This window comes from Ruegeria sp. I3 (assembly GCF_056532525.1).
The window spans coordinates 650,364-670,259 of the sequence record NZ_JBQFNI010000001.1 but is presented as its reverse complement, the minus strand read 5'-3'; the positions used below and the strand labels follow the sequence as shown (position 1 = coordinate 670,259).

The 19,896-nt window shown below is 57.9% G+C and carries 20 protein-coding genes; 8 read left to right on the top strand and 12 right to left on the bottom strand.

What is annotated here, in order from left to right:
* Positions 1-29: 29 nt before the first annotated feature.
* Positions 30-386, top strand: coding sequence for a hypothetical protein (locus tag ACR0L9_RS03460; protein ID WP_170401488.1), 357 nt, complete (start codon positions 30-32; stop codon positions 384-386).
* A gap of 30 nt (positions 387-416) precedes the next feature.
* On the opposite strand, the gene proS is transcribed toward ACR0L9_RS03460, so the two are convergent.
* Positions 417-1,757, bottom strand: a complete 1,341-nt coding sequence (gene proS, locus ACR0L9_RS03455; protein WP_170818770.1) for a proline--tRNA ligase — start codon at positions 1,755-1,757, stop codon at positions 417-419.
* 132 nt (positions 1,758-1,889) lie between these two features.
* Here proS and ACR0L9_RS03450 point away from each other — a divergent pair, with 132 nt between their 5' ends.
* From ACR0L9_RS03450 to ACR0L9_RS03430, 5 genes are all read left to right on the top strand, one after another.
* A complete protein-coding gene (locus ACR0L9_RS03450) occupies positions 1,890-3,287 on the top strand; it encodes an FAD-dependent oxidoreductase (RefSeq protein ID WP_480894788.1) in 1,398 nt (465 codons plus the stop codon).
* Complete coding sequence (locus ACR0L9_RS03445; protein ID WP_480894787.1) at positions 3,287-4,261, top strand: isopenicillin N synthase family dioxygenase; 975 nt, start codon at positions 3,287-3,289, stop codon at positions 4,259-4,261. Before ACR0L9_RS03450 ends, ACR0L9_RS03445 begins: the two co-directional genes overlap by 1 nt.
* A gap of 90 nt (positions 4,262-4,351) precedes the next feature.
* Positions 4,352-5,425, top strand: a complete 1,074-nt coding sequence (locus ACR0L9_RS03440) for an AI-2E family transporter (RefSeq protein WP_170392915.1) — start codon at positions 4,352-4,354, stop codon at positions 5,423-5,425.
* Complete coding sequence (locus ACR0L9_RS03435) at positions 5,426-6,115, top strand: HdaA/DnaA family protein (protein ID WP_170392125.1); 690 nt, start codon at positions 5,426-5,428, stop codon at positions 6,113-6,115. It abuts the gene before it with no gap.
* 50 nt (positions 6,116-6,165) lie between these two features.
* Positions 6,166-7,710, top strand: coding sequence for a Ppx/GppA family phosphatase (locus ACR0L9_RS03430; RefSeq protein WP_170732939.1), 1,545 nt, complete (start codon positions 6,166-6,168; stop codon positions 7,708-7,710).
* Here the strand turns inward: ACR0L9_RS03430 and ACR0L9_RS03425 are convergent, their stop codons facing one another.
* From ACR0L9_RS03425 to ACR0L9_RS03395, 7 genes are all read right to left on the bottom strand, one after another.
* Positions 7,711-8,082, bottom strand: coding sequence for a hypothetical protein (locus tag ACR0L9_RS03425; RefSeq protein WP_480894785.1), 372 nt, complete (start codon positions 8,080-8,082; stop codon positions 7,711-7,713).
* Between the two features lie 37 nt (positions 8,083-8,119).
* A complete protein-coding gene (locus ACR0L9_RS03420) occupies positions 8,120-9,112 on the bottom strand; it encodes an endonuclease/exonuclease/phosphatase family protein (protein WP_480894782.1) in 993 nt (330 codons plus the stop codon).
* Positions 9,113-9,115: 3 nt separating this feature from the next.
* Positions 9,116-9,796 carry a molecular chaperone DjiA gene (locus ACR0L9_RS03415; protein ID WP_170392133.1) on the bottom strand — a complete coding sequence of 227 codons (681 nt, stop codon included), beginning with the start codon at positions 9,794-9,796 and terminating at the stop codon, positions 9,116-9,118.
* 9 nt (positions 9,797-9,805) lie between these two features.
* The gene (locus ACR0L9_RS03410; RefSeq protein WP_480894780.1) at positions 9,806-10,330 is read right to left on the bottom strand and encodes an N-acetyltransferase family protein; all 525 of its coding nucleotides are present in this window, start codon (positions 10,328-10,330) and stop codon (positions 9,806-9,808) included.
* Positions 10,327-10,929 carry a VOC family protein gene (locus ACR0L9_RS03405; protein ID WP_170401518.1) on the bottom strand — a complete coding sequence of 201 codons (603 nt, stop codon included), beginning with the start codon at positions 10,927-10,929 and terminating at the stop codon, positions 10,327-10,329. Before ACR0L9_RS03405 ends, ACR0L9_RS03410 begins: the two co-directional genes overlap by 4 nt.
* A 109-nt stretch (positions 10,930-11,038) precedes the next feature.
* A complete protein-coding gene (gene scpA / locus ACR0L9_RS03400; RefSeq protein ID WP_480894778.1) occupies positions 11,039-13,165 on the bottom strand; it encodes a methylmalonyl-CoA mutase in 2,127 nt (708 codons plus the stop codon).
* Entirely contained in the window at positions 13,162-13,977 is an 816-nt protein-coding gene (locus tag ACR0L9_RS03395; protein ID WP_170818773.1) for a hypothetical protein, read from the bottom strand. Before ACR0L9_RS03395 ends, scpA begins: the two co-directional genes overlap by 4 nt.
* Before the next feature lie 170 nt (positions 13,978-14,147).
* On the opposite strand from ACR0L9_RS03395, the gene ACR0L9_RS03390 reads away from it, so the two are divergent.
* A complete protein-coding gene (locus ACR0L9_RS03390) occupies positions 14,148-14,594 on the top strand; it encodes a DUF4174 domain-containing protein (RefSeq protein WP_480894776.1) in 447 nt (148 codons plus the stop codon).
* 76 nt (positions 14,595-14,670) lie between these two features.
* Here the strand turns inward: ACR0L9_RS03390 and ACR0L9_RS03385 are convergent, their stop codons facing one another.
* Together ACR0L9_RS03385 and ACR0L9_RS03380 are read right to left on the bottom strand one after the other, a co-directional pair.
* The gene (locus ACR0L9_RS03385) at positions 14,671-16,716 is read right to left on the bottom strand and encodes an acetyl-CoA carboxylase biotin carboxylase subunit (protein ID WP_170661937.1); all 2,046 of its coding nucleotides are present in this window, start codon (positions 16,714-16,716) and stop codon (positions 14,671-14,673) included.
* Between the two features lie 117 nt (positions 16,717-16,833).
* Entirely contained in the window at positions 16,834-17,037 is a 204-nt protein-coding gene (locus ACR0L9_RS03380; RefSeq protein ID WP_170392147.1) for a hypothetical protein, read from the bottom strand.
* 650 nt (positions 17,038-17,687) lie between these two features.
* Here ACR0L9_RS03380 and ACR0L9_RS03375 point away from each other — a divergent pair.
* Positions 17,688-18,839 carry a DcaP family trimeric outer membrane transporter gene (locus ACR0L9_RS03375; protein ID WP_170563885.1) on the top strand — a complete coding sequence of 384 codons (1,152 nt, stop codon included), beginning with the start codon at positions 17,688-17,690 and terminating at the stop codon, positions 18,837-18,839.
* A gap of 86 nt (positions 18,840-18,925) precedes the next feature.
* On the opposite strand, the gene ACR0L9_RS03370 is transcribed toward ACR0L9_RS03375, so the two are convergent.
* Together ACR0L9_RS03370 and ACR0L9_RS03365 are read right to left on the bottom strand one after the other, a co-directional pair.
* Positions 18,926-19,279, bottom strand: a complete 354-nt coding sequence (locus ACR0L9_RS03370; RefSeq protein ID WP_170392151.1) for a hypothetical protein — start codon at positions 19,277-19,279, stop codon at positions 18,926-18,928.
* Positions 19,280-19,415: 136 nt separating this feature from the next.
* Positions 19,416-19,895: a DUF6497 family protein gene (locus ACR0L9_RS03365; RefSeq protein WP_480454171.1), complete on the bottom strand. Its 480-nt coding sequence runs from the start codon at positions 19,893-19,895 to the stop codon at positions 19,416-19,418.
* Between the last annotated feature and the right edge of the window lies 1 nt (position 19,896).

Here is a 19,896-nt window from a genome sequence, read left to right as displayed (position 1 = left end):
TTTAAGAGTTTAAGGGCGGAGGCACGCTCATGGGTATTCAAGAACATATGGAAGGCACGGGCCCGATTACTGCCCGTTCAGCAGCAACAGAACTGGATTGCGAAAGCGCCGCATTGTTGCGGGCAGCGATCAGGCCAGTTTTCACAAGCGCAGCAAGCTGGGCCGGTTTGGCCGACATACTGCGGGACAAAGGCTATCGCCTTGCTTTCCGGCAGGGGCGGCTTTGCATCACGGATCGCGCCACTGACGAACGCGTCTGTGGATTGCGGTTTCTGGGCTTCGAACTGGCGGAACTTGTACGCCGCTTTGGTCGCCCGATCGTGGTCGCACGCGGCAGCGAAGCGGACGGCGATTTCCTGACCGCACGTCCGACCTCAGCTTCCTGAGCTAAACCGCCGAAGGTTGCACCGCCTTGTTCAGGCGATGCCCTCATAGATTTCTGCGATCTTGGTGACGGCCGCTTCGGGGCTGAGTTCCTCACTTTCGCCGGTACGGCGGCTGGTGAGTTCGACCACACCGTTCTTCAGACCACGCGGGCCCACTGTGATGCGCCACGGCAGACCGATCAGGTCCATGGTGGCAAACTTGCCCCCTGCCCGTTCATTCCGATCATCATAAAGCGGCTCAAGCCCCAGCGCAGTCAACGCGCTGTAGAGTTTATCGCACGCCGCGTCCGCCTCTTCATCACCTTGTTTCAAGTTCACAATGCCGCAATGGAATGGAGTCACGCCTTCGGGCCAAATGATGCCCTTATCGTCATGGCTGGCTTCGATGATCGCACCGATCAGGCGGCTAACGCCGATGCCGTGGCTGCCCATATGCACCGGAACCGGCTTGCCATCCGGGCCTTGCACAGTCGCTCCAAGAGCTTCGGAATACTGGGTGCCAAAATAAAAGATCTGCCCCACTTCGATACCACGCGCCACGCGGCGGCGGTTTTCGGGGATTTGGTCAAACAGGGCTTCGTCGTGGGTTTCGTCCGTGCGGGCGTATTTAGAGGTGAACTCTTCGAGGATCGCCTGACACTGTTCGCGGCTATCATAGTCGATCTCACGATCGCCGAAGGTCAGATCGGTGACCGCGCTGTCATAAAAGACCTCGGACTCGCCGGTATCGGCCAGTACGAGGAACTCATGCGTGTAGTCACCGCCGATAGGTCCAGAATCAGCGCGCATCGGGATGGCCTGCAGACCCATCCGCTCATAAGTACGCAGATAACTGACCAAGTGGCGGTTATAGGCGTGCAGCGCGTCTTCTTTGGTCAGATCGAAATTGTATCCGTCCTTCATGTAGAACTCGCGCCCCCGCATCACGCCGAAACGTGGGCGGATTTCATCGCGGAACTTCCACTGAATCTGATAGAGCGTCAGCGGCAGGTCTTTGTAGCTGCTCACGTGGCCGCGGAAGATGTCGGTCACCAGTTCCTCGGCGGTTGGCGTGTACAGCATATCGCGACCGTGGCGGTCCTGCATGCGAAGCATTTCCTGGCCATAATCGTCATAACGACCGGATTCGCGCCACAGGTCGGCTGATTGCAGAATCGGCATCTGGATCGCGATGTGCCCAGCCCGCGCCTGCTCTTCATGCACAATGTTCTCCAGCTTGCGCAGAACTTTGAAGCCCAATGGCAACCAGGAATAAATCCCGGCGGCGGCCTGTTTGATCATCCCGGCACGCAGCATCAGCCGGTGGCTGACGATCTGAGCCTCCGAGGGGTTTTCCTTGAGAACGGGCAGAAAGTAACGGCTGAGGCGCATAACGTAACCTTACGGGTGAGAATTTCGCTGCAAGGTGATTATTCCAAAGCCTAGCCGGGGGCAATCGCACATCGGTGTTTTGCGACCCATGCGCAGTCGGTTTTTTGATTGACCGCAACGCCGGGGTTTTCAATGTTGGCGCAAACGTTCAACCGCGAGGCAGCAATGCAAACAATCACCGAACCCGCCCGCCAGATCCCCGTTGTTCACCAGACCGACGTATTGGTTGTCGGCTCGGGTCCCGCTGGATTGTCAGCAGCGCTGGCTGCCGCACGCGCTGGGGCCGAAGTTTCCTTGATGGACAGATTCGGTTGCATGGGTGGGAATATTACGGCAGTCGGTGTCGAAGGCTTTGCTTGGTATCGCCACGAACAAACTGTCGAGGCCGGTGGCATCGGCATGGAGTTCGAAACCCGCGCCAAAGAGATGGGTGCAGCGGTGCCTGAAAGCCAATCGCTCAGCTACGAACTCGACAGCGAGGGCTTCAAACTGGTGGCCGACAAGCTGGTTGAAGAGGCTGGCGTCCATCCGATGTTGCACCGGCAATTCGTCGCCCCGATCATGGAGGGGGATCGCATCACTGGGGTGATTACCGAATCCAAAGCGGGGCGTGAGGCGATCTTGGCCAAGGTTGTCATCGACGCCACAGGGGATGCAGATGTAGCGCATCGCGCGGGCGCCCCGACCCACAAGACGCCACGCGAGGACATGATGGCGGCCTCAGTGATGTTCCATCTGGCCGGTGTCGACAAACAGGCCTTTATTGAAGGTGTCAAAGCCGACCCGCAGACCTACAAAGACTGGGGTGGCGGTGGCGAATGGAATATCGAAACCTCGGGCAAAGAGGACGACATGTTCTCGCCCTTCGTCAAGAAACCCTTCCAGCAGGCGATTGATGAGGGCCTGATACCGGCTTATTTGAACACGATCGCGGGGACCTGGGGGGCGATGCACGATACCGGAGAACTGACCTATATGAACCTGATTCATATGGACCAGATCGATGGAACCGACCCCGAAAGCCTGACCTTTGGTGAAATCGAAGGCCGCCGACAGGCGATGCTGGCCATTGATGCCCTCCGCCGTTTCATGCCGGGGTGCGAAAACGCACGTCTACGCAATTTCGGAATGACCATCGGCATTCGGGATACGCGCAAGATCGATGCCGTCTACAACATGACCGAAACCGATGCCCGACATCAGGGCCGGTTCGAGGATTCCATCGGTATCTACCCTGAATTCATCGATGGCTACGGCATTCTGATCTTGCCGACCACGGGGCGATATATGCAGATTCCGTATCGCTCGATGCTTCCCAAAGGGATCAAGGGCCTGTTGGTTGCGGGCCGGTCCCATGGCGCGGATCGGGTCGCTCACGCCGCGACGCGCAACATGTCCTGCTGCGCAGTGATGGGTCAGGGCGCAGGGATCGCGGCGGCCTTATCGCTGAAAAGCAATCAGGAGCTCGACAGTATGAACCTTGCTCCTGTGCATAAGGAACTGGAACGGCAAGGCGTGAGAATTAACTGATGGAGCGTATTCCAACCATAGATATCAGCCCGCTGACTGATCCTTCTGGTCCGCTGTATCAGGCAACGGTCGCGCAGATCATGGATGCCTGCACCAGCATCGGGTTTCTATCGATCACAGGAACAGGCATCGCGCCTGAGCACATCGAGCAGGTGCGCGAGTGTGTCAGTGCGATCTTTGATATCGACGAGGCCCGAAAATGGGATCAGGCCATCACCCGCGAAAACTATCGTGGGTACATTCCGATGGGGTTCTTCACGCCCAATGACGGCTCGGGCGCGGCGGATAAGTACGAAGGGTACAAGCTGCATTTCGAAGCAGCCGAAGATGCGCCGATCCGGGTTGAATGCGCACTTTACGGCCCGAATATCTGGCCCCGAGAAGTGCCCCAGGCCCGCGCGGTAATACTGGATTACTGGCTACAGCTTGATGGCGTGACAGATCTTTTGCTGGGTGCATTGGAAGTGGGGTTAAAAATCCCGCCCAACACACTACGCGACGCCTTCCGCGACCCGATGACCAACATGACCCTGCTACACTATCCGCCACAATCCCCGGATGAGCTTGGCTATGGAATTCATCCGCATAAGGACACCGACGCGCTGACATTAATCGCTCCCGATCCGGTCGGAGGACTTGAGGTGCAGACCCGCACCGGCGGCTGGATCACACCGGACTGCCCGCCCGGCGGCTTCGTGGTCAATATCGGCGACATGCTGGAACTGTGGTCGGGCGGGCGGTTGAAATCGACCCCGCATCGCGTGGTTAATCGATCCGGGCGTGAACGCTATTCCTTCCCTTATTTCGCCGTTCCGCGCCACGATGTGGTGGTTGCGCCACTGCTGCCTGCCCTGCCCGGCTTTGATCGCCCGAAGGTACATTGCGGACACTGGTCGGCGGAAATCTGGCGCACCAACTGGCCTGATGAAATGGCCACAGGTGAGACACCGGAACTGGGTACTCTGACAGACTAGGGTATAAAAACCGCGCGCCATGAACCGCTTGCATCGCCGGGCGTCATGGGCCAAGAACACGGCAATGCTGTGCAAACGAGGGATTGCGCCATGGCCTTGCCGGTGAAGGATCAGCTTAGATACTGGGGCATTGCCGCCGCTGTTTTCGTGCTGCTTTTGTACCTGTTGGGCGATGTCTTGCTGCCCTTTGTGATCGGTGGTGCGATTGCATATTTCCTTGATCCCGTTGCGGACCGCCTGGAAACACTCGGCCTTTCGCGCATGGCTGCGACCGGGATCATTACCGTTGTCGGCGTGTTTGGTTTTGTTTTGATGATTCTTATGGTTGTGCCCGCGTTGATCACACAGCTACTGGATCTGATTGATGTTTTGCCAAGCCTTTTTAAAGAACTGCGCGCCTTTATTGAGAAACAATTCCCGGCTTTGCTCGATCGCGAATCAAATACCCACCAGATGCTGGTGTCATTTGGCGAGACGCTGAAATCAAAAACCGGCGATGTGCTGCAAACCGTTCTGGCCTCATTGGGTTCAGCAATAAATGTCGTCGTCCTGCTGGTTATCGTACCGGTTGTCGCGGTTTATCTGCTGATGGATTGGGATCGCATGATCACCCGGATCGGAGAGCTCTTGCCGCGTGATCACGCCCCCACGATCAAACGACTTGCTGGTGAAATCGACGCCGTTCTTGCCTCATTCGTGCGTGGAATGGGTACCGTCTGCCTGATCCTCGGCACCTACTATGCTGTCGCATTGATGCTGGTCGGTCTGCAATTCGGCCTGATCGTCGGCTTCATTGCAGGACTGGTAACCTTCATCCCCTATTTGGGCGCCCTGATCGGAGGCACCCTGGCCATAGGCCTGGCCCTGTTTCAGTTCTGGGGGGATTGGGCACATATCGGTTTGGTCGCCGGTATTTTTGCTATCGGACAGGTGACCGAGGGCAACTTCCTGACGCCCAAACTCGTCGGTAGTTCGGTGGGCCTGCACCCGGTCTGGCTGCTGCTGGCCTTGTCGGTCTTCGGCGCGCTGTTCGGCTTTGTTGGAATGCTGATCGCAGTACCTGTAGCGGCTGCCTTGGGCGTGCTGGCACGGTTTGCGACCGAGCAGTATCTGCACAGCCGCCTATATACCGGGCTTGAAGGGCTCAATCAGGAAGACGAATAAATGGCCATGCAGCTCAGCTTTGATCTGCCGTCCAAGACTGCCTTGGGCCGCGAAGACTTTTTCGTCTCGCCTGCTAATGCACTAGCTGTTGCGATGATCTCTGCCACCTCATGGCCTGGCAACAAACTGGTGCTGAGCGGCCCTGCAGGATCGGGCAAGACCCATCTGGCGCATGTCTGGGCCGGCGAGACCGGCGGTCGAATCGTACAAGCCGCCGCGCTTCGATATGACGACGTGCCGGACCTGGCGCGCGGCCCGGTGGCGGTCGAAGATGTGCCAGTAATCGCGGCGGACGTCGAGCAGCAGAAAACTCTGTTCCATTTGCACAATCTGGTTCTGGCCGAGGGCCACGCCTTGCTGATGACCGGGCGCACGACGCCGAAACTGTGGCATCTGCCGCTGGCCGATCTGCAAAGCCGGGCCGAAGGTGCGCATCATGTGTCGCTTGAAGGGCCGGACGATGCGTTGCTGGGCGCAGTGCTGGCGAAGCTATTCACCGACCGGCAGCTCAATCCGGGGCCTGATGTCATAGCCTATCTGGTCAAGCACATGAATCGCAGCTTTGAAACCGCCGCCCGCGTCGTCGAACAGCTGGACGAAATTGCGCTGACCGAAAAACGCGACATCACCCGTGCGCTGGCGGTGCGTCTATTGAACACAGAAGCCGAACAATCGGATGCCTGCAATTGACCGGACAAGGGTGATCTCGCATCCTGTCGCGCAAAAGACCTGGGGACACCATGACCAAGATTGCCGAGACTGATTTCCCGGATCACGGGCTGTTCGGAAGGCCGCTGTTCGAAGATCCGGGCGCCCGTGCACTTTCCCGGGTCGGGGTTGTCGATATCGGATCGAACTCGGTCCGGATGGTGATTTTTGACGGTGCGGCGCGCTCACCGGCCTATTTCTACAATGAAAAGGTGATGTGCGAACTGGGCGCCGGCCTGTCAGAGACCGGCCGACTGAACCCTGAAGGTCGCAAACGGGCGCTGGCTGCCTTGCACAGGTTTCAGCATCTTGCCAGAGACCTCGGCCTGCCCGCCCTGCACGCGGTCGCCACCGCTGCGGTGCGCGAGGCCAGCGATGGACCGGATTTCTGCGCGCAGGCAAAAGCCGAAACCGGCCTGATCATCAACGTTGTCGATGGCGAGGAAGAAGCACGGCTCTCAGCTCAGGGCGTGCTGCTGGGTTGGCCCGGAGCTTATGGGCTGATCTGCGACATCGGTGGCTCGTCCGTCGAACTCGCTGAGATCGGAGGCGGCAAGGTCGGACGTCGCATGACTTCGCCCCTGGGGCCGCTCAAGCTGCGCGATATCAAAGGCGGTCGCCGGGCGCGTAAGGAGCATATCAAGAAGACGCTGGAAGAGATGCGCGACCGGATGGGCCCTCAACGTGATCGGCTGTTTCTGGTCGGCGGCAGTTGGCGCGCCTTCGCACGTCTGGACATGTTGCGCCGAGGCTATCCGCTGAACGTGCTGCACGAATACCGCATGACACAAAGTCAGGTACGCGAGACCATCAAGTTCATCGAACAGAATGATCCTGATGAATTGCGCGCATTGGCCGGTGTGTCGGGATCGCGTATGGCATTGATCCCCTATGCAATGGATGTGCTTTCACGCCTGATCCGCACGTTCAAACCAAAGGACATCGCGATTTCAAGCTACGGCATCCGCGAAGGATTGCTGTATGAACAGATGCCGCAACGCCTGCGCGACCGGGATCCTTTGATCGAAGCCTGCCGGTTTGCCGAAGCGAAAGACGCGCGCTTGCCCGGTTTCGGCAAACACCTGTTCGATTTTGTCATGCCCTTGTTCCGTTCGGCGCCGGAACCGATGCTGCGCCTGATCAAGGCAGCTTGTCTGCTGCACGACGTCAGTTGGCGTGCGCATCCAGATTACCGGGCCGAGGCTTGTTTCGAATATGTCACCCGCGCCAACATGAGCGGGATCAAACATTCCGAGCGGATCTTTATCGGGCTCGCTTTGCAACACCGATATCGCAACAAACGTGAAGGGAGCCGCTTTACCGAGCTTTACGAACTGCTCGAAGAACGCGGCCAAGAACAGGCCGAAATCCTAGGCAAAGCACTACGGTTCGGAGCGATGCTTTGGATGCAGCACGACGCAGCCATGGGCAAGATGCGTTACTATCCCAAAAAACAAAAGCTCGAACTGCGTCTGCCCAAATCGGCAGGCGCATTGTTCAACGAAGTCGCCGAGGCCCGTTTTAACTCGTTGGCCGGCGCGCTGAAATCAGAACCCAAAGTGATCATTCGCGGATAATCAGATATCGGTATAACCGTTAGAAGTCTCTTCTTCTGGCACAACTTCTTCGGGCTGATCTTTGGGCTTCTTGCGGATGATAATGTCGCCGTTTGGTAACATCTCGGGCGCTTCATACGCGCTCCAATCCTGCACCTGAGCAGCCAAATCAGCCAGCGCCGGACCCATTTCCCGCATGAAAGACTGCAAAGCCGGACCAAATTGGTCCGCAAATCCACGCAGGTCTTCGAGCGTGGGCTCCATCTCTTGCCGCAAGCCTTCCAGAAACAACTCGGCACCCCGCTCCATCAGCGACTTACCCGAATCGTCCTGTGCTTGGGCAGGCAGGGCCAAGGCGGTACAAATAGCGCTGATCAGCATGAGACGTAGCATAGCTTGAATATAAGCGAGCGTGCCGAGTGTTGAAAGGTCAGAGGTCGATATCCAACGTCACCGGGAAGTGGTCGGATGCGGTTAGCAAGGCATCCCTCAGCTCGGGGTTGCCCCAGCAGGCGGCATCGCGAAACGGATGCCAGATGCGCCAGTTCGGGTGGTGGGCGCGCAAATCCTCGCTAATCATGATGTAGTCCAACAACGCCTCAAGATACCGTCCTTCATTCGGCCGCGCAAATCGTGCAGTTGCCGGGACGGAACCGGGGCGCAGTTCCAATGCCCGTGCCGCATGAGGATCATAGAGCCCCGCCTGCAACAATATCTCGACCGACGATCGACCGAAGAGGTGTTCGAACTCGTCCAGCCCGGGTCCGTCATTGAGATCGCCCAGCAAAATCACCGGCTCTTGCTCCGTCAAATGATGTCGGACCCGTCGACCCAGCCATACCGCCTGCGCCAACTGCTTACGGCGATTGGCAATCGAAATTCGTATCATCTCATCCCGCGATGCAGCGCCATGGGGTGCTTTGGACTTCAGATGCGCCCCGATCAGTCGAAACTCCTGCCCTGAGGTTGTTTGGATCGCCAATTCCATCGGAGGCTTTGAAAACCGAACAAGATCCTCGGTCGCATCCACATCCAGGTCGATCCGGAACTCGGCATCGAAACGCGGCGCGTTCTCAGCCTCCCTTGCGTCGTGTTTGGCTGTAAGAATTTCGGGATCATAAAGCAGGGCCAATTCCTGATGTGTATCATTGGGAAATCCCATGATTGCATGGCTTGTACGCAGACCGAACGCCTCGGAAAATCGCTGCAAGGCACGGACCGTATTCTGAGACTTGCCTGTGTTGGGGGCTTCGACGATCAGCATCGCATCGGCATCAATCGCCGACAGCACCTTTGCGATCGCCTCAACTTGCCGGGCCTTGGTCACATCGTGACGCCCTGACCAGCTGTCATCGACAATCAGGCTGTCATTGCGATCAAACAGGTTGGCGAACCATTCGATATTGTAGGTCGCCAACCGCACGGATCAGACCCGGGCGCCGTTGATTTCATCCCAGGCGCGGTTGATATCGATCATCTTTTTCTCGGCCAGCCGCACCGCCTCTTCCGGAACGCCGCGTGCCAGCATCGCATCGGGATGAGTTTCTCTCACCAGTTGCCGCCAAACCTTGCGAATTTCGGTCAGAGGAGCGTCGCGGGGAACGCCCAGAACCGTATAGGGGTCTTTCGGCGCATCCGGTACGAAACGCGCGCGCAGGGCCATGAACTGAGCGTCGGTCTGGCCGAAAATGCGGCTGACTTCTTCCAAAAACTCGTTTTCGTTCGGATGGTAGAACCCGTCCGCCATGGCAATGTGAAACAGCCCTTCCATCAAATCGCACAGGGTGGTGCTATCTTCGGCGAACATGCGGGCAATCCGGCGGGCATAGTCCTGATATCCAGCAACGTCTGTCCGTGCCATGTCAAAGACCTTGGCCGCCCCGTCTTCATCTTCGGGCGCGATCTGGAACACTTCACGAAAAGCCGTCACCTCATCCCGCGTCACCTGACCGTCGGCCTTGGCCATCTTGGCGCCAAGCGCCACGACGGCAATCGCAAAGGCCACCGAACGTTCTGGCGGCGTGCGCAGTTTCTCAAACACCGCAGTCAGGCTTTCGCCCTGGGCAAGCGCGTTCAGCGCGTCGGCTATTCTGGACCAGATCGACATGGGCGCACCCTAGCGTGCCTTGTCACGACTGTCAGGTGCGACAGATGACTGCGGGCCGAGTATTTTCTGCATCAGGACAAGATCCAGCCGCTGCCCCCATTTGAATCCCACTTCAGGCATGCGTCCCACCTTCTTGAAGCCAATTGCCTTATGGAAGGCGATGGCTGCGGGGTTGGCCGATGAAATGCCCGCCACCAAGACATGCACGTTATCCTCCCGCGCGATGGCTTCAAGAGCCTCCATCAACGAACGGCCAACATTCTGGCCTCTGGCTTCGGGTGCCAACTGTATCGAATGTTCGCGGCACTGCGCATATCCCGGTCCCGAGCGGAAAGTGCCATAGGTCGCAAACCCCTCGACGGCACCACTGCGCTCGGCGACCAAGAAGGCGGGGCTTCTGGTTTCGATCTCTGCCACCACGCTTTCAACGCTGCGTTCATCGGTGGTGAAAGTGACCAGCGTATCACGGATAATCACGTTTGCTATCGCCGCAATCGCGGATGCATCGTGGGCTCTGGCCTGCCGGATTTTCATTCCAGCACGCGCAACCCGTGCGGTGTTTCGATTTCAGCGCGCAATGCAGCCGGGCCGCTATCAAACGCGACATACTCCAACGCCCCCAAACCCTTGGCTAAGTCGATTGCATCCGGATGGCACACTATGAGGCGGCGTAACCGGCAGCCACTGTCCTGAAGCATTTGCGCCGGATGCAGATCACCCTTCCACTCGATAAGCGCCGGAAAGAGGTTGTCAAATGGCAGACGTCCATTTGGGGGGACTGCCATACGCCAGCGCAGCGCGCCTCGGTTCAGATCGATAGGTTGTCCGACGCCGTCGGGGAAAACGGTCAGTGACGCTTCGATATCCGGAACCCGGCAAATCCAGTTGGTCAGGCGGGGTGATCCGGTGAACCGGTCCAGATCGAACCAGCGCGTCCTTTGCGGTTTGGAGGCTTCGGGGTCGATCGCAATCGCCTCCAGATAGAGCCCATCCCGCAAGCCCAGAAGTCGATTATACGTTCCGAATTTTTCGTGCTTGCCGCCGTCCTGAAGCCGTACGCCCAGCGCCTGTTCGATATGGTCAGAAGCTTCTTCAAGCGTTTCGCCCGCAACAGCCAGATGATCCAGTAACATGAAGACGCCTCCTGATGACAAACGACCAGACCATTTGGGTCTGGTCGCATGTTTTCCGCAAAGGGGCGAAATCACAAGATTTTTCGTACGAAAAATCTTGGCGCCGGCGTTAGGTTTTGGCTTCGCCGATCAAACGCAAGATGTCTTGCGCCGCTTCAGGGATGTTCGTTCCCGGACCAAAGATAGCCTTCACACCGTGATCGTAAAGGAACTGGTAATCCTGTTGCGGAATGACCCCACCGCAGATGACTATGATGTCCTCAGCCCCCGCCTTTTTCAGTTCCTCAACCAACTGAGGCGCCAATGTCTTATGCCCCGCAGCCTGCGAAGAGATCCCGATCACATGCACATCATTGTCCACCGCGTCCTGTGCGGCTTCTGCAGGCGTCTGGAACAGAGGGCCGACATCCACATCAAACCCGATATCGGCAAAGGCAGTGGCAATCACCTTGGCCCCTCGATCGTGGCCGTCCTGCCCCATCTTGACCACCAGCAGACGCGGGCGACGCCCCTCGGCCTCGGCGAATTCTTCTATGGAATTCTGAATCGCGGCAAAACCTTCGTCACCCTCGTAGGCCGCACCGTAAACACCGGCCAGGGTCTTCACTTCGGCACGGTGGCGACCGAACTCTTTCTCCATTGCCATGCTGATCTCTCCTACGGATGCGCGGGCTCGGGCGGCCTCGACGGCGGCGGCCAGCAGGTTGCCTCCCTCGCGGGCGGTTGTTGTCAGGGCGTCCAGCGTCTGTTGGCAAGCCGCCTCGTCGCGCGTTGCACGGATACGCTCCAGCCGCGCGACCTGAGCTTCGCGCACGGCCACGTTATCGACGTCCAGAATATCGATCGGGTCTTCTTGCTCTTTGCGATACTTGTTGACACCAACGATGACCTCTTCGCCCCGGTCGATCATAGCCTGACGGCGCGCAGCGCTTTCTTCGATCCGCAGCTTGGGCATGCCACTGGCAACGGCCTTGGTCATACCGCCCATTTCCTCGACCTCTTCCATAAGAGCCCAGGCTTTTTCGACCAACTCGTTGGTCAGGCTTTCGACGTAGTAAGAGCCCGCCAGCGGATCGACCACATCGGTCACGCCGGTTTCCTCTTGCAACACCAGCTGCGTGTTTCGCGCGATACGTGCTGAGAAATCGGTTGGAAGCGCGATCGCCTCGTCCAGTGCGTTGGTATGCAGTGACTGTGTGCCGCCCAGAACCGCGCTCATGGCCTCATAGGCGGTGCGGACCACGTTGTTATAGGGGTCCTGTTCCTGCAGCGACACGCCCGAGGTCTGGCAATGAGTTCGTAGCATTTTCGACCGTTCGGATTTCGCCCCGAACTCGGTCATTACCCGATGCCAAAGGGTGCGCGCGGCGCGCAGTTTCGCGATCTCCATGAAGAAATTCATGCCGATGGCAAAGAAGAACGACAGACGACCCGCGAACTTATCCACGTCCATGCCTGATTCCGTCGCGGCGCGCACATATTCGCGCCCGTCGGCCAGCGTATAAGCCAGTTCCTGCACCAGGTTCGCCCCGGCCTCTTGCATGTGATAGCCCGAGATCGAGATCGAGTTGAACTTGGGCATCTCATTCGAAGTGTAATCGATGATGTCCGAGATGATCTTCATCGAAGGCTCGGGCGGGTAGATATAGGTGTTACGCACCATAAACTCTTTCAGAATGTCGTTCTGAATGGTGCCCGAGAGCACGGCCTTGTCATGCCCCTGCTCTTCACCTGCAACGATGAAGCTGGCCAGAACCGGGATCACTGCCCCGTTCATCGTCATTGAGACTGAAACCTTGTCCAGCGGGATACCGTCGAACAGGATTTTCATATCCTCAACGCTGTCGATGGCCACACCGGCCTTGCCGACATCGCCCACCACACGGGGATGGTCACTGTCATACCCCCGGTGAGTCGCCAGATCGAAGGCGACCGAGACACCTTGCTGGCCGGCCGCCAGATTGCGGCGGTAAAACGCATTCGATTCTTCAGCCGTCGAGAAGCCTGCATATTGACGGATCGTCCAAGGGCGCCCCGCATACATCGTCGCTTTTACGCCGCGCGTAAACGGACCGAAGCCCGGAAGCGAGCCCATATGCGGCAGATCAGCCGTGTCTTCCTGAGTATAAAGCGGTTTGACGTCGATGCCTTCCAGCGTCTCTTTGGTCAGATCGCCCAAAGGTCGGCCGCGCAGCTCCTTTTCAGCCAGCACCTGCCAGTCGTTGGTGTCGGTCATGTCGATTTCCTCTGTTCAATTCTGGTTTCGGCGGGGGCGACCCCGCGTGCATTGCTATCTGTCCGGCAGATCAGTTCAGCCCTCCCATCGGCGCCCGAGGCAAGCCATTCCAGATCATCGGCATAATCAGCCCAAAGCTGCATCGCCTGTTCAGCGGTCAGACCATGGGGCGTGGGTTTGGGCGCAGCATTCAACGCAAGGCCATCGCTGAATTCGGGCGCGGTGCGACCCGTCAGCGCCTGAAGCTGCGCCTGTTGATGACCCGCAAATTCCTCAAACGGCAAAACGAGCAATGGGACGCCCGGGAAGGCGTGGCTAATATCGGTGATGACGTCTCGCCAGCTCCGCTTGCTTTGCGCGATGCGGGTCCACTTTGTGGGCTCTATTGGGGCGCTGCCACGTTTGAACTTATAGGCGGCCACGGAAGACCAATACATATCCAACGCGCGGATATTCAAAGCAATTTTGGTGACTCTTCCATCAAATGCCCTTGCCAAAAGCTGCCCACGTTCCTGCATACCTGGATAGAGCGAGGCAAAGGCAATATTGCGCTCCATTGAGCCCACGAAATTCTCTTGGCTGACCAATAGCTGCGTCGCGCCGTCTTTCTGACATACGTCCAGCTCGCGGCGTAATCCATCACAGACCTCAGGCGTCAATTTGTTCAAGCTGTTGAGGCCATTGGAGCGTGTTCGCTCCGGCCCCCAATACGCCAGACCTTGATCTGCAAGGACCTGCACGTTCCGGCTCAGATAGTTCTGGAAACTGGTGCTTGCACATCGATGTGCACCGCAATGCAGGATCACTTCCATCGGCCTACTCTCCCCACGCGAAGGCCGCGGGAACGGCGCATTTTGTAGGCAAATTGATAAATACGCATGGGTGGGTGCGGCGTCCACGAAGCAATTTTTTGGTGATCACACGCATTTCGTCAGTCGCATTCGCCCCAGCAGAGGCTATATTCATCACAACAGGAGGCCTCATGACACGCACGCTTGCCTTTGTTTTCTCGGCACTATTCCCGTTGGCCGCCTTGGCCGCCGACGCGACTGCCCCTGCGGATGACAGCTTTGTTCGTCCAGTAGCTGACAGCGATCTAAGAGATTTTCTCTGGACGCATCGCCCGATCGTCGTTTTTGCCGATACCCCGGCAGACCCAAGATTCCAGCAACAGATTGACATGTTACTCGAAGGCGAGGACGCAATGCGGGATCGCGACGTGGTTGTCTTGACCGATACTGATCCGGCGGCGCGATCATCGATCCGATCAAAACTGCGACCGCGTGGTTTCCAGATGGTGTTTGTCGACAAGGATGGTGTCGTCAAACTGCGCAAACCCAGCCCATGGAGCGTGCGTGAGATTGGCCGATCCATTGACAAGACGCCTTTGCGCGAACGCGAAATCCGCGAACGACGTGAGGGCGGTTGAGCACCTGCGACATGCCTCAAGATCCCGGCGGAAGCCGCTGGGAACCTTGAAAGATATGTCGCAGGTGCGCGCATCATCACTCGAACTCGATGATCACATCGTCAACGGCCAGACTGTCGCCGGGGCCCGCGTTGATCTTGGAGACAACGCCCTTTTTCTCGGCGCGCAGGATGTTCTCCATCTTCATCGCCTCAACGGTACAAAGTGCCTGACCTTCCTGCACCTCCTGACCTACTTCCACATCAATCTTCACGATCAAGCCCGGCATTGGGCAGAGCAGCATTTTCGATGTATCAGGCGGCAGCTTCTCGGGCATCAGGCGGGCCAGTTCGGCCTGACGCGGGGTGCGCACATGTACCTTGAGGTCAGCCCCTCGGTTTCGAATACGGAACCCGCCCGATACCTTTCCAACCTTCAAGACCAACGGGCTGCCATCCACGTCCAACACCGCAAGTTGGTCACCCGGCGTCCAGTCAGAGGACACACGCAGAGCTGACCCGTCTTTGAATTTGACAGTCGCGCCCTGTTTGTCAGCCTTAACCTTGACGCTGAAATCCTGCCCTTGCAGAGCGACATTCCAACGTTTGCCGACCTTCCGTTCATGGTTGTCCATTCGGCCCGATACGCGGGTGCGACGGATTTCGGCAACCCGGTGCATGGCAGCGCACGAGGCTGCGATACGGCGCAAATCCTCTTCGGGAAGGTCGACGCCTTCGAACCCGTCCGGATACTCCTCGGCGATGAAAGCGGTCGTCATGTCACCACTTACAAATTTCGGGTGATCCATGACCGCTGACAGGAATGGCAAGTTGTGACCGATGCCTTCGACTTCGAAACTGTCCAGCGCCACGCGCATCGCCTCAATCGCCTGTTCGCGGGTCGGTGCCCAGGTACACAGCTTGGCGATCATCGGGTCGTAATACATGCTGATCTCGCCGCCCTCATAGACGCCGGTATCGTTACGCACAGCGCTATCCCCTTTAGGCGCATCACCTTGCCATTTGTCATTCACAAGGAGCGGGCCGGCTGCGACCTCCTGCGGCGGGCGATAACGGGTAAGGCGGCCAATCGAGGGCAAGAAGCCACGATACGGGTCCTCTGCATAAAGACGGTTCTCAATCGCCCAGCCTGTCAGGGTGACGTCATCCTGCGTGATCGACAGCTTTTCACCAGCGGCCACACGGATCATCTGTTCGACAAGATCGACACCAGTGATCAGTTCGGTCACCGGGTGTTCCACCTGCAGGCGGGTGTTCATTTCGAGGAAGTAGAAGTTCTTTTCGCCATCCACGATGAACTCGACCGTACCGGCGCTGGCATAGTTCACAGCCTTGGCCAACGCGACCGCCTGTTCGCCCATCGCCTTGCGGGTTTCAGGGTCAAGGAACGGCGATGGCGCCTCTTCCACAACTTTCTGGTTGCGGCGCTGGATCGAACACTCACGCTCGCCCAGATAGATGCCGTTGCCGTGGCTGTCGCACAGAACCTGAATTTCGATATGGCGCGGCTGAGTCACGAATTTCTCAATGAAAATCCGGTCGTCGCCGAAGGAGTTCGCGGCCTCGTTCTTGGATGACTGGAAACCTTCCCGCGCCTCTTCGTCATTCCACGCAATCCGCATGCCCTTGCCACCGCCGCCAGCGCTGGCCTTGATCATCACCGGATAGCCAATGTCGTTCGAAATCTTCACCGCCTCATCGGCGTCTTCGATCAGGCCCATGTAACCGGGCACCGTCGAAACCCCGGCCTCCTGCGCGATCTTCTTCGAGGTGATCTTGTCCCCCATGCTTTCGATCGCACCAACCGGGGGGCCGACAAAGGCGACGCCTTCGGCATCCAGCGCCTCGGCAAATTTGGAGTTCTCGGACAGAAAGCCATAACCGGGGTGGACCGCCTGCGCGCCGCTTTTACGGATGGCATCCATCACCTTGTCGATGACGATGTATGACTGGTTGGCGGGCGGCGGGCCGATATGCACGGCCTCATCCGCCATTGAAACATGCAGGGCGTTCTTGTCAGCATCTGAATAGATGGCAACCGTGCCAATGCCCATCTTTCGGGCGGTCTTGATGACCCGGCAGGCAATCTCGCCCCGGTTTGCGATCAGGATCTTGTTGAACATGGAACGTCCTTTGGCTTGATGTTCTGGAAACGCAAAACGCCGCCGCGGGGCGTTGACCCCACGACGGCGTGATGCGCAATGACGGACGGGACTTTTCCAGCCCCGTTAAATTCAGCTTTAGTTACAGTTGTTCTGGGTCTTGCAGTAAAGCACGTTGCCCGCAGCCCCGACTGCCGCCCCAAGCAGCGGATCTGCACTGAGGACCGCCGCCCCCAGAGCCCCCGCACCGCCGCCAAGGATCGCCTGTTCGCCGGTCGAGCCACCGCAGGCCGCCAAACCCGCGCAGGTTGCCAATGCAAGAGAAATTCGTTTGATTCGCATGGTTTCTGCCCTTCTAGATTTTTTGCAGTCTTTGAGAGCAGATGCCGATTTCGCGCCTTGTTATGCAATAACACGGACCACAAACTTGCGAATTGCGCAGGTTTTTGCCGCTTTTTGTCCAAACCTGACAAAAAGAAAACCGCGGACAGAACTCTGTGGGGAACACAAGCCTGCCCGCGGAAGGAAGGGGTACGGAATAGTAGGTGCTTGTGCGACGCAGGCAAAGTAGAGCCGCACGGCCCAATCACTGTGCACAGCACAATTCTGGCCGCCAACCAGTTATTGTTTCCATCTGAGATTCCGGCTGAAACCTGCCCATCCAGCGCGGCACCACGCAGATTTGCGCCGACGTCGTAATCGCCCGGACAGCGACGACTACGTCTGAAATCCGTCACGTTCCTGTTACAAATCGAAGACTTGTAGCGAGGCAGTGCGCGAGGCACCTCACGCAACATCACTACAAACTCACGCAAAAATCCTTCCGGTGACAGTAACTTAGATTCCGGTTTCACCGCAGCGTGAAACGTCACATGTCTACCGACACTTTTGCTTGAAAAATTGAGAGCATCTTCTCTCAACTTGGTGATTTCCCAAGAATTCAGTTGCGTGGAACGGTGCCCCTGCACACTCGCACACAAGGAACTATCCATATGATAACAAAGGGTAAAACTGCTAGCCTGCTTGCTGCCAGCGCGCTTTCCGTGACCGGTATGCAAGCCTTGGCGCAAGATGCACAAACTCAGGCTGAACTGGATGCACTGCGCGCCCGGGTCGAAGCGCTGGAATCCTCCAATCCCGGGTCTGGCACTGGGGATCTGCAGATCGGCAACACCACTCTGGACGTCTACGGTTATGTCAAAGCCGACTTCTTCTATGACTTCGAATACGATCAGGGCGACACCGCATTCGTAAACGTGATTGGTGAACCCTCGGCCGAGACAGATGGTACGTTTGGCGCCACAGTCCGTCAGTCTCGTATCGGGCTGCGCACCAGCACGCCTTCGGGAATCGGTGACATTCAGGGCCAGATCGAAGTCGATGCCTTCGGCTCGGACGGAACCGCCGAATTCCGAATTCGTCATGCCAATATCCGAATTGGGGAACAATGGCTGATCGGACAATACTGGACCAATTTCCAACCTCTGGACACCTACCCGACCTCGGTGGAATTTAACGGGCCGGTCGGGATCGCTTTCGCGCGCGTACCGCAGGTGCGCTACACCAACAATATCGGATCGAATACCACCTTCGCCGTTTCCGTTGAAGAAAACGTCGGCGGCTCGGATTCGGATGATCCCGTGCTGACTGGTTCGGTCGAATACAACGATGGCAAATACATCGCTCGTGCCTCGGCGCTCTACGGCAAGGCGCAATCCGGCGACGTCGAGGTCGATCAGACCGGTTTCTCTTTGTCGGGCTCGATCCGACCGTGGGAAGGTGGGTTGTTCCAGGTCAACTATGTCAACGGCGAGGCACTTGGCCCCTACCTGATCGGCTTGGGCGACGCAGTCGTCGGGGGTCAGGCCAACGATGTTGATGGCTACACCATCGAATTCCGTCAGGACCTGAGTTCCAAATGGAACGTCGGCATCGCCTATGGCAAGGAAGACTACGACCTGCCTACATCGACCGGTACTTTGTCGTTCACCGAGCTTGAGACGATCCACGTCAATGCCTTTTACAAGGCGACAGACAACCTGACGCTCAGCGCCGAATACATCTATGGCGAGCGGAACGACACAATTTCCGGCGACACATTCGACGGCAATCGTGTCCAGTTGGCCGCGCAACTCAACTTCTGATGAAAACAGCCTACCCTGCCCGTTAGCGGGCAGGGTTCCACTGTCACTGATCATCTGAGTGTTATGTGCGGCAGCCCCGGTCACAATCAGCGCACTCCGTCGAACACGTCAGGGAAAGATTGGCGCGCGGCGTCCAGATTGATCACCAGCAGAGCATCATAGCTTGCAGGATCAAACGGGTCTTCGGCGGCGACAACCTCGCGCCCGAACAGCCAACTTAGACGGCCCGCGTCCAGATTGCCCCGCTCAAAGGGCTGATCACCAAAATGCGCCCACAACGCCTCGATAAACGCGACATCTGCGCGCTTGTCGGCGGGTTTGCGATCGCGAAAGCGTTCTCGCTGGGTCAGCGGCGTAACGCCCTTGGGATTGGCCCGCCGAATGGTGAACTGGAAGTCTGTTCCGGGCAAACGTCCGGGGAAACCGCGATGTTTCAGCATTGCGAAACCTCAACGGACAAGTTCCAGATATGGCAGGCCATCGGACATGCCTGCGGGATTGAAGTGATCATGCGAACCTCCAGAGCTGTATCACTGTATCGGGACACTCTGAGACCGTGACATTTTTGGTTCATGGTCAGAGCCCCTCCCAGATACACCGGGATTGATCCAGCCGGTAGGCTTCGAAGAACTGCGTTGCGTCAGGTTCGGAGGTGCCGAACGCCACCGGTCTGTCCGAAAACGAAATCACGATCCGGGCAGGCTGCAATTCGTGCTGGGCCACATAAGGCACCGCCAGTGTTTCACACAAATGCTCCATGTCGACTACGGCGACATCATATGTGATACGACCTGCAGTCGATCCGATCTTGGGTGCAATGAACCGAAACCGCACCCAAAGCTCACCCGGATTGGTGTCCAGAAGCACATCGCTAAGCTCGACCGGTTGACCCGATGGCACGGGCAGCAGGTTTGAGGCCAGCGCCGAACCTACTCCGACCAGCAACGTAAAAACCCCGGCGCATCCCCGGATCCGCCAGCGGCGGTTTCCTTCCTCCGGGGGAGCGTGCAGAGCTGTTGCAACCTGCGCGGTCTTATGTCCGGTCAATCGGGGCATT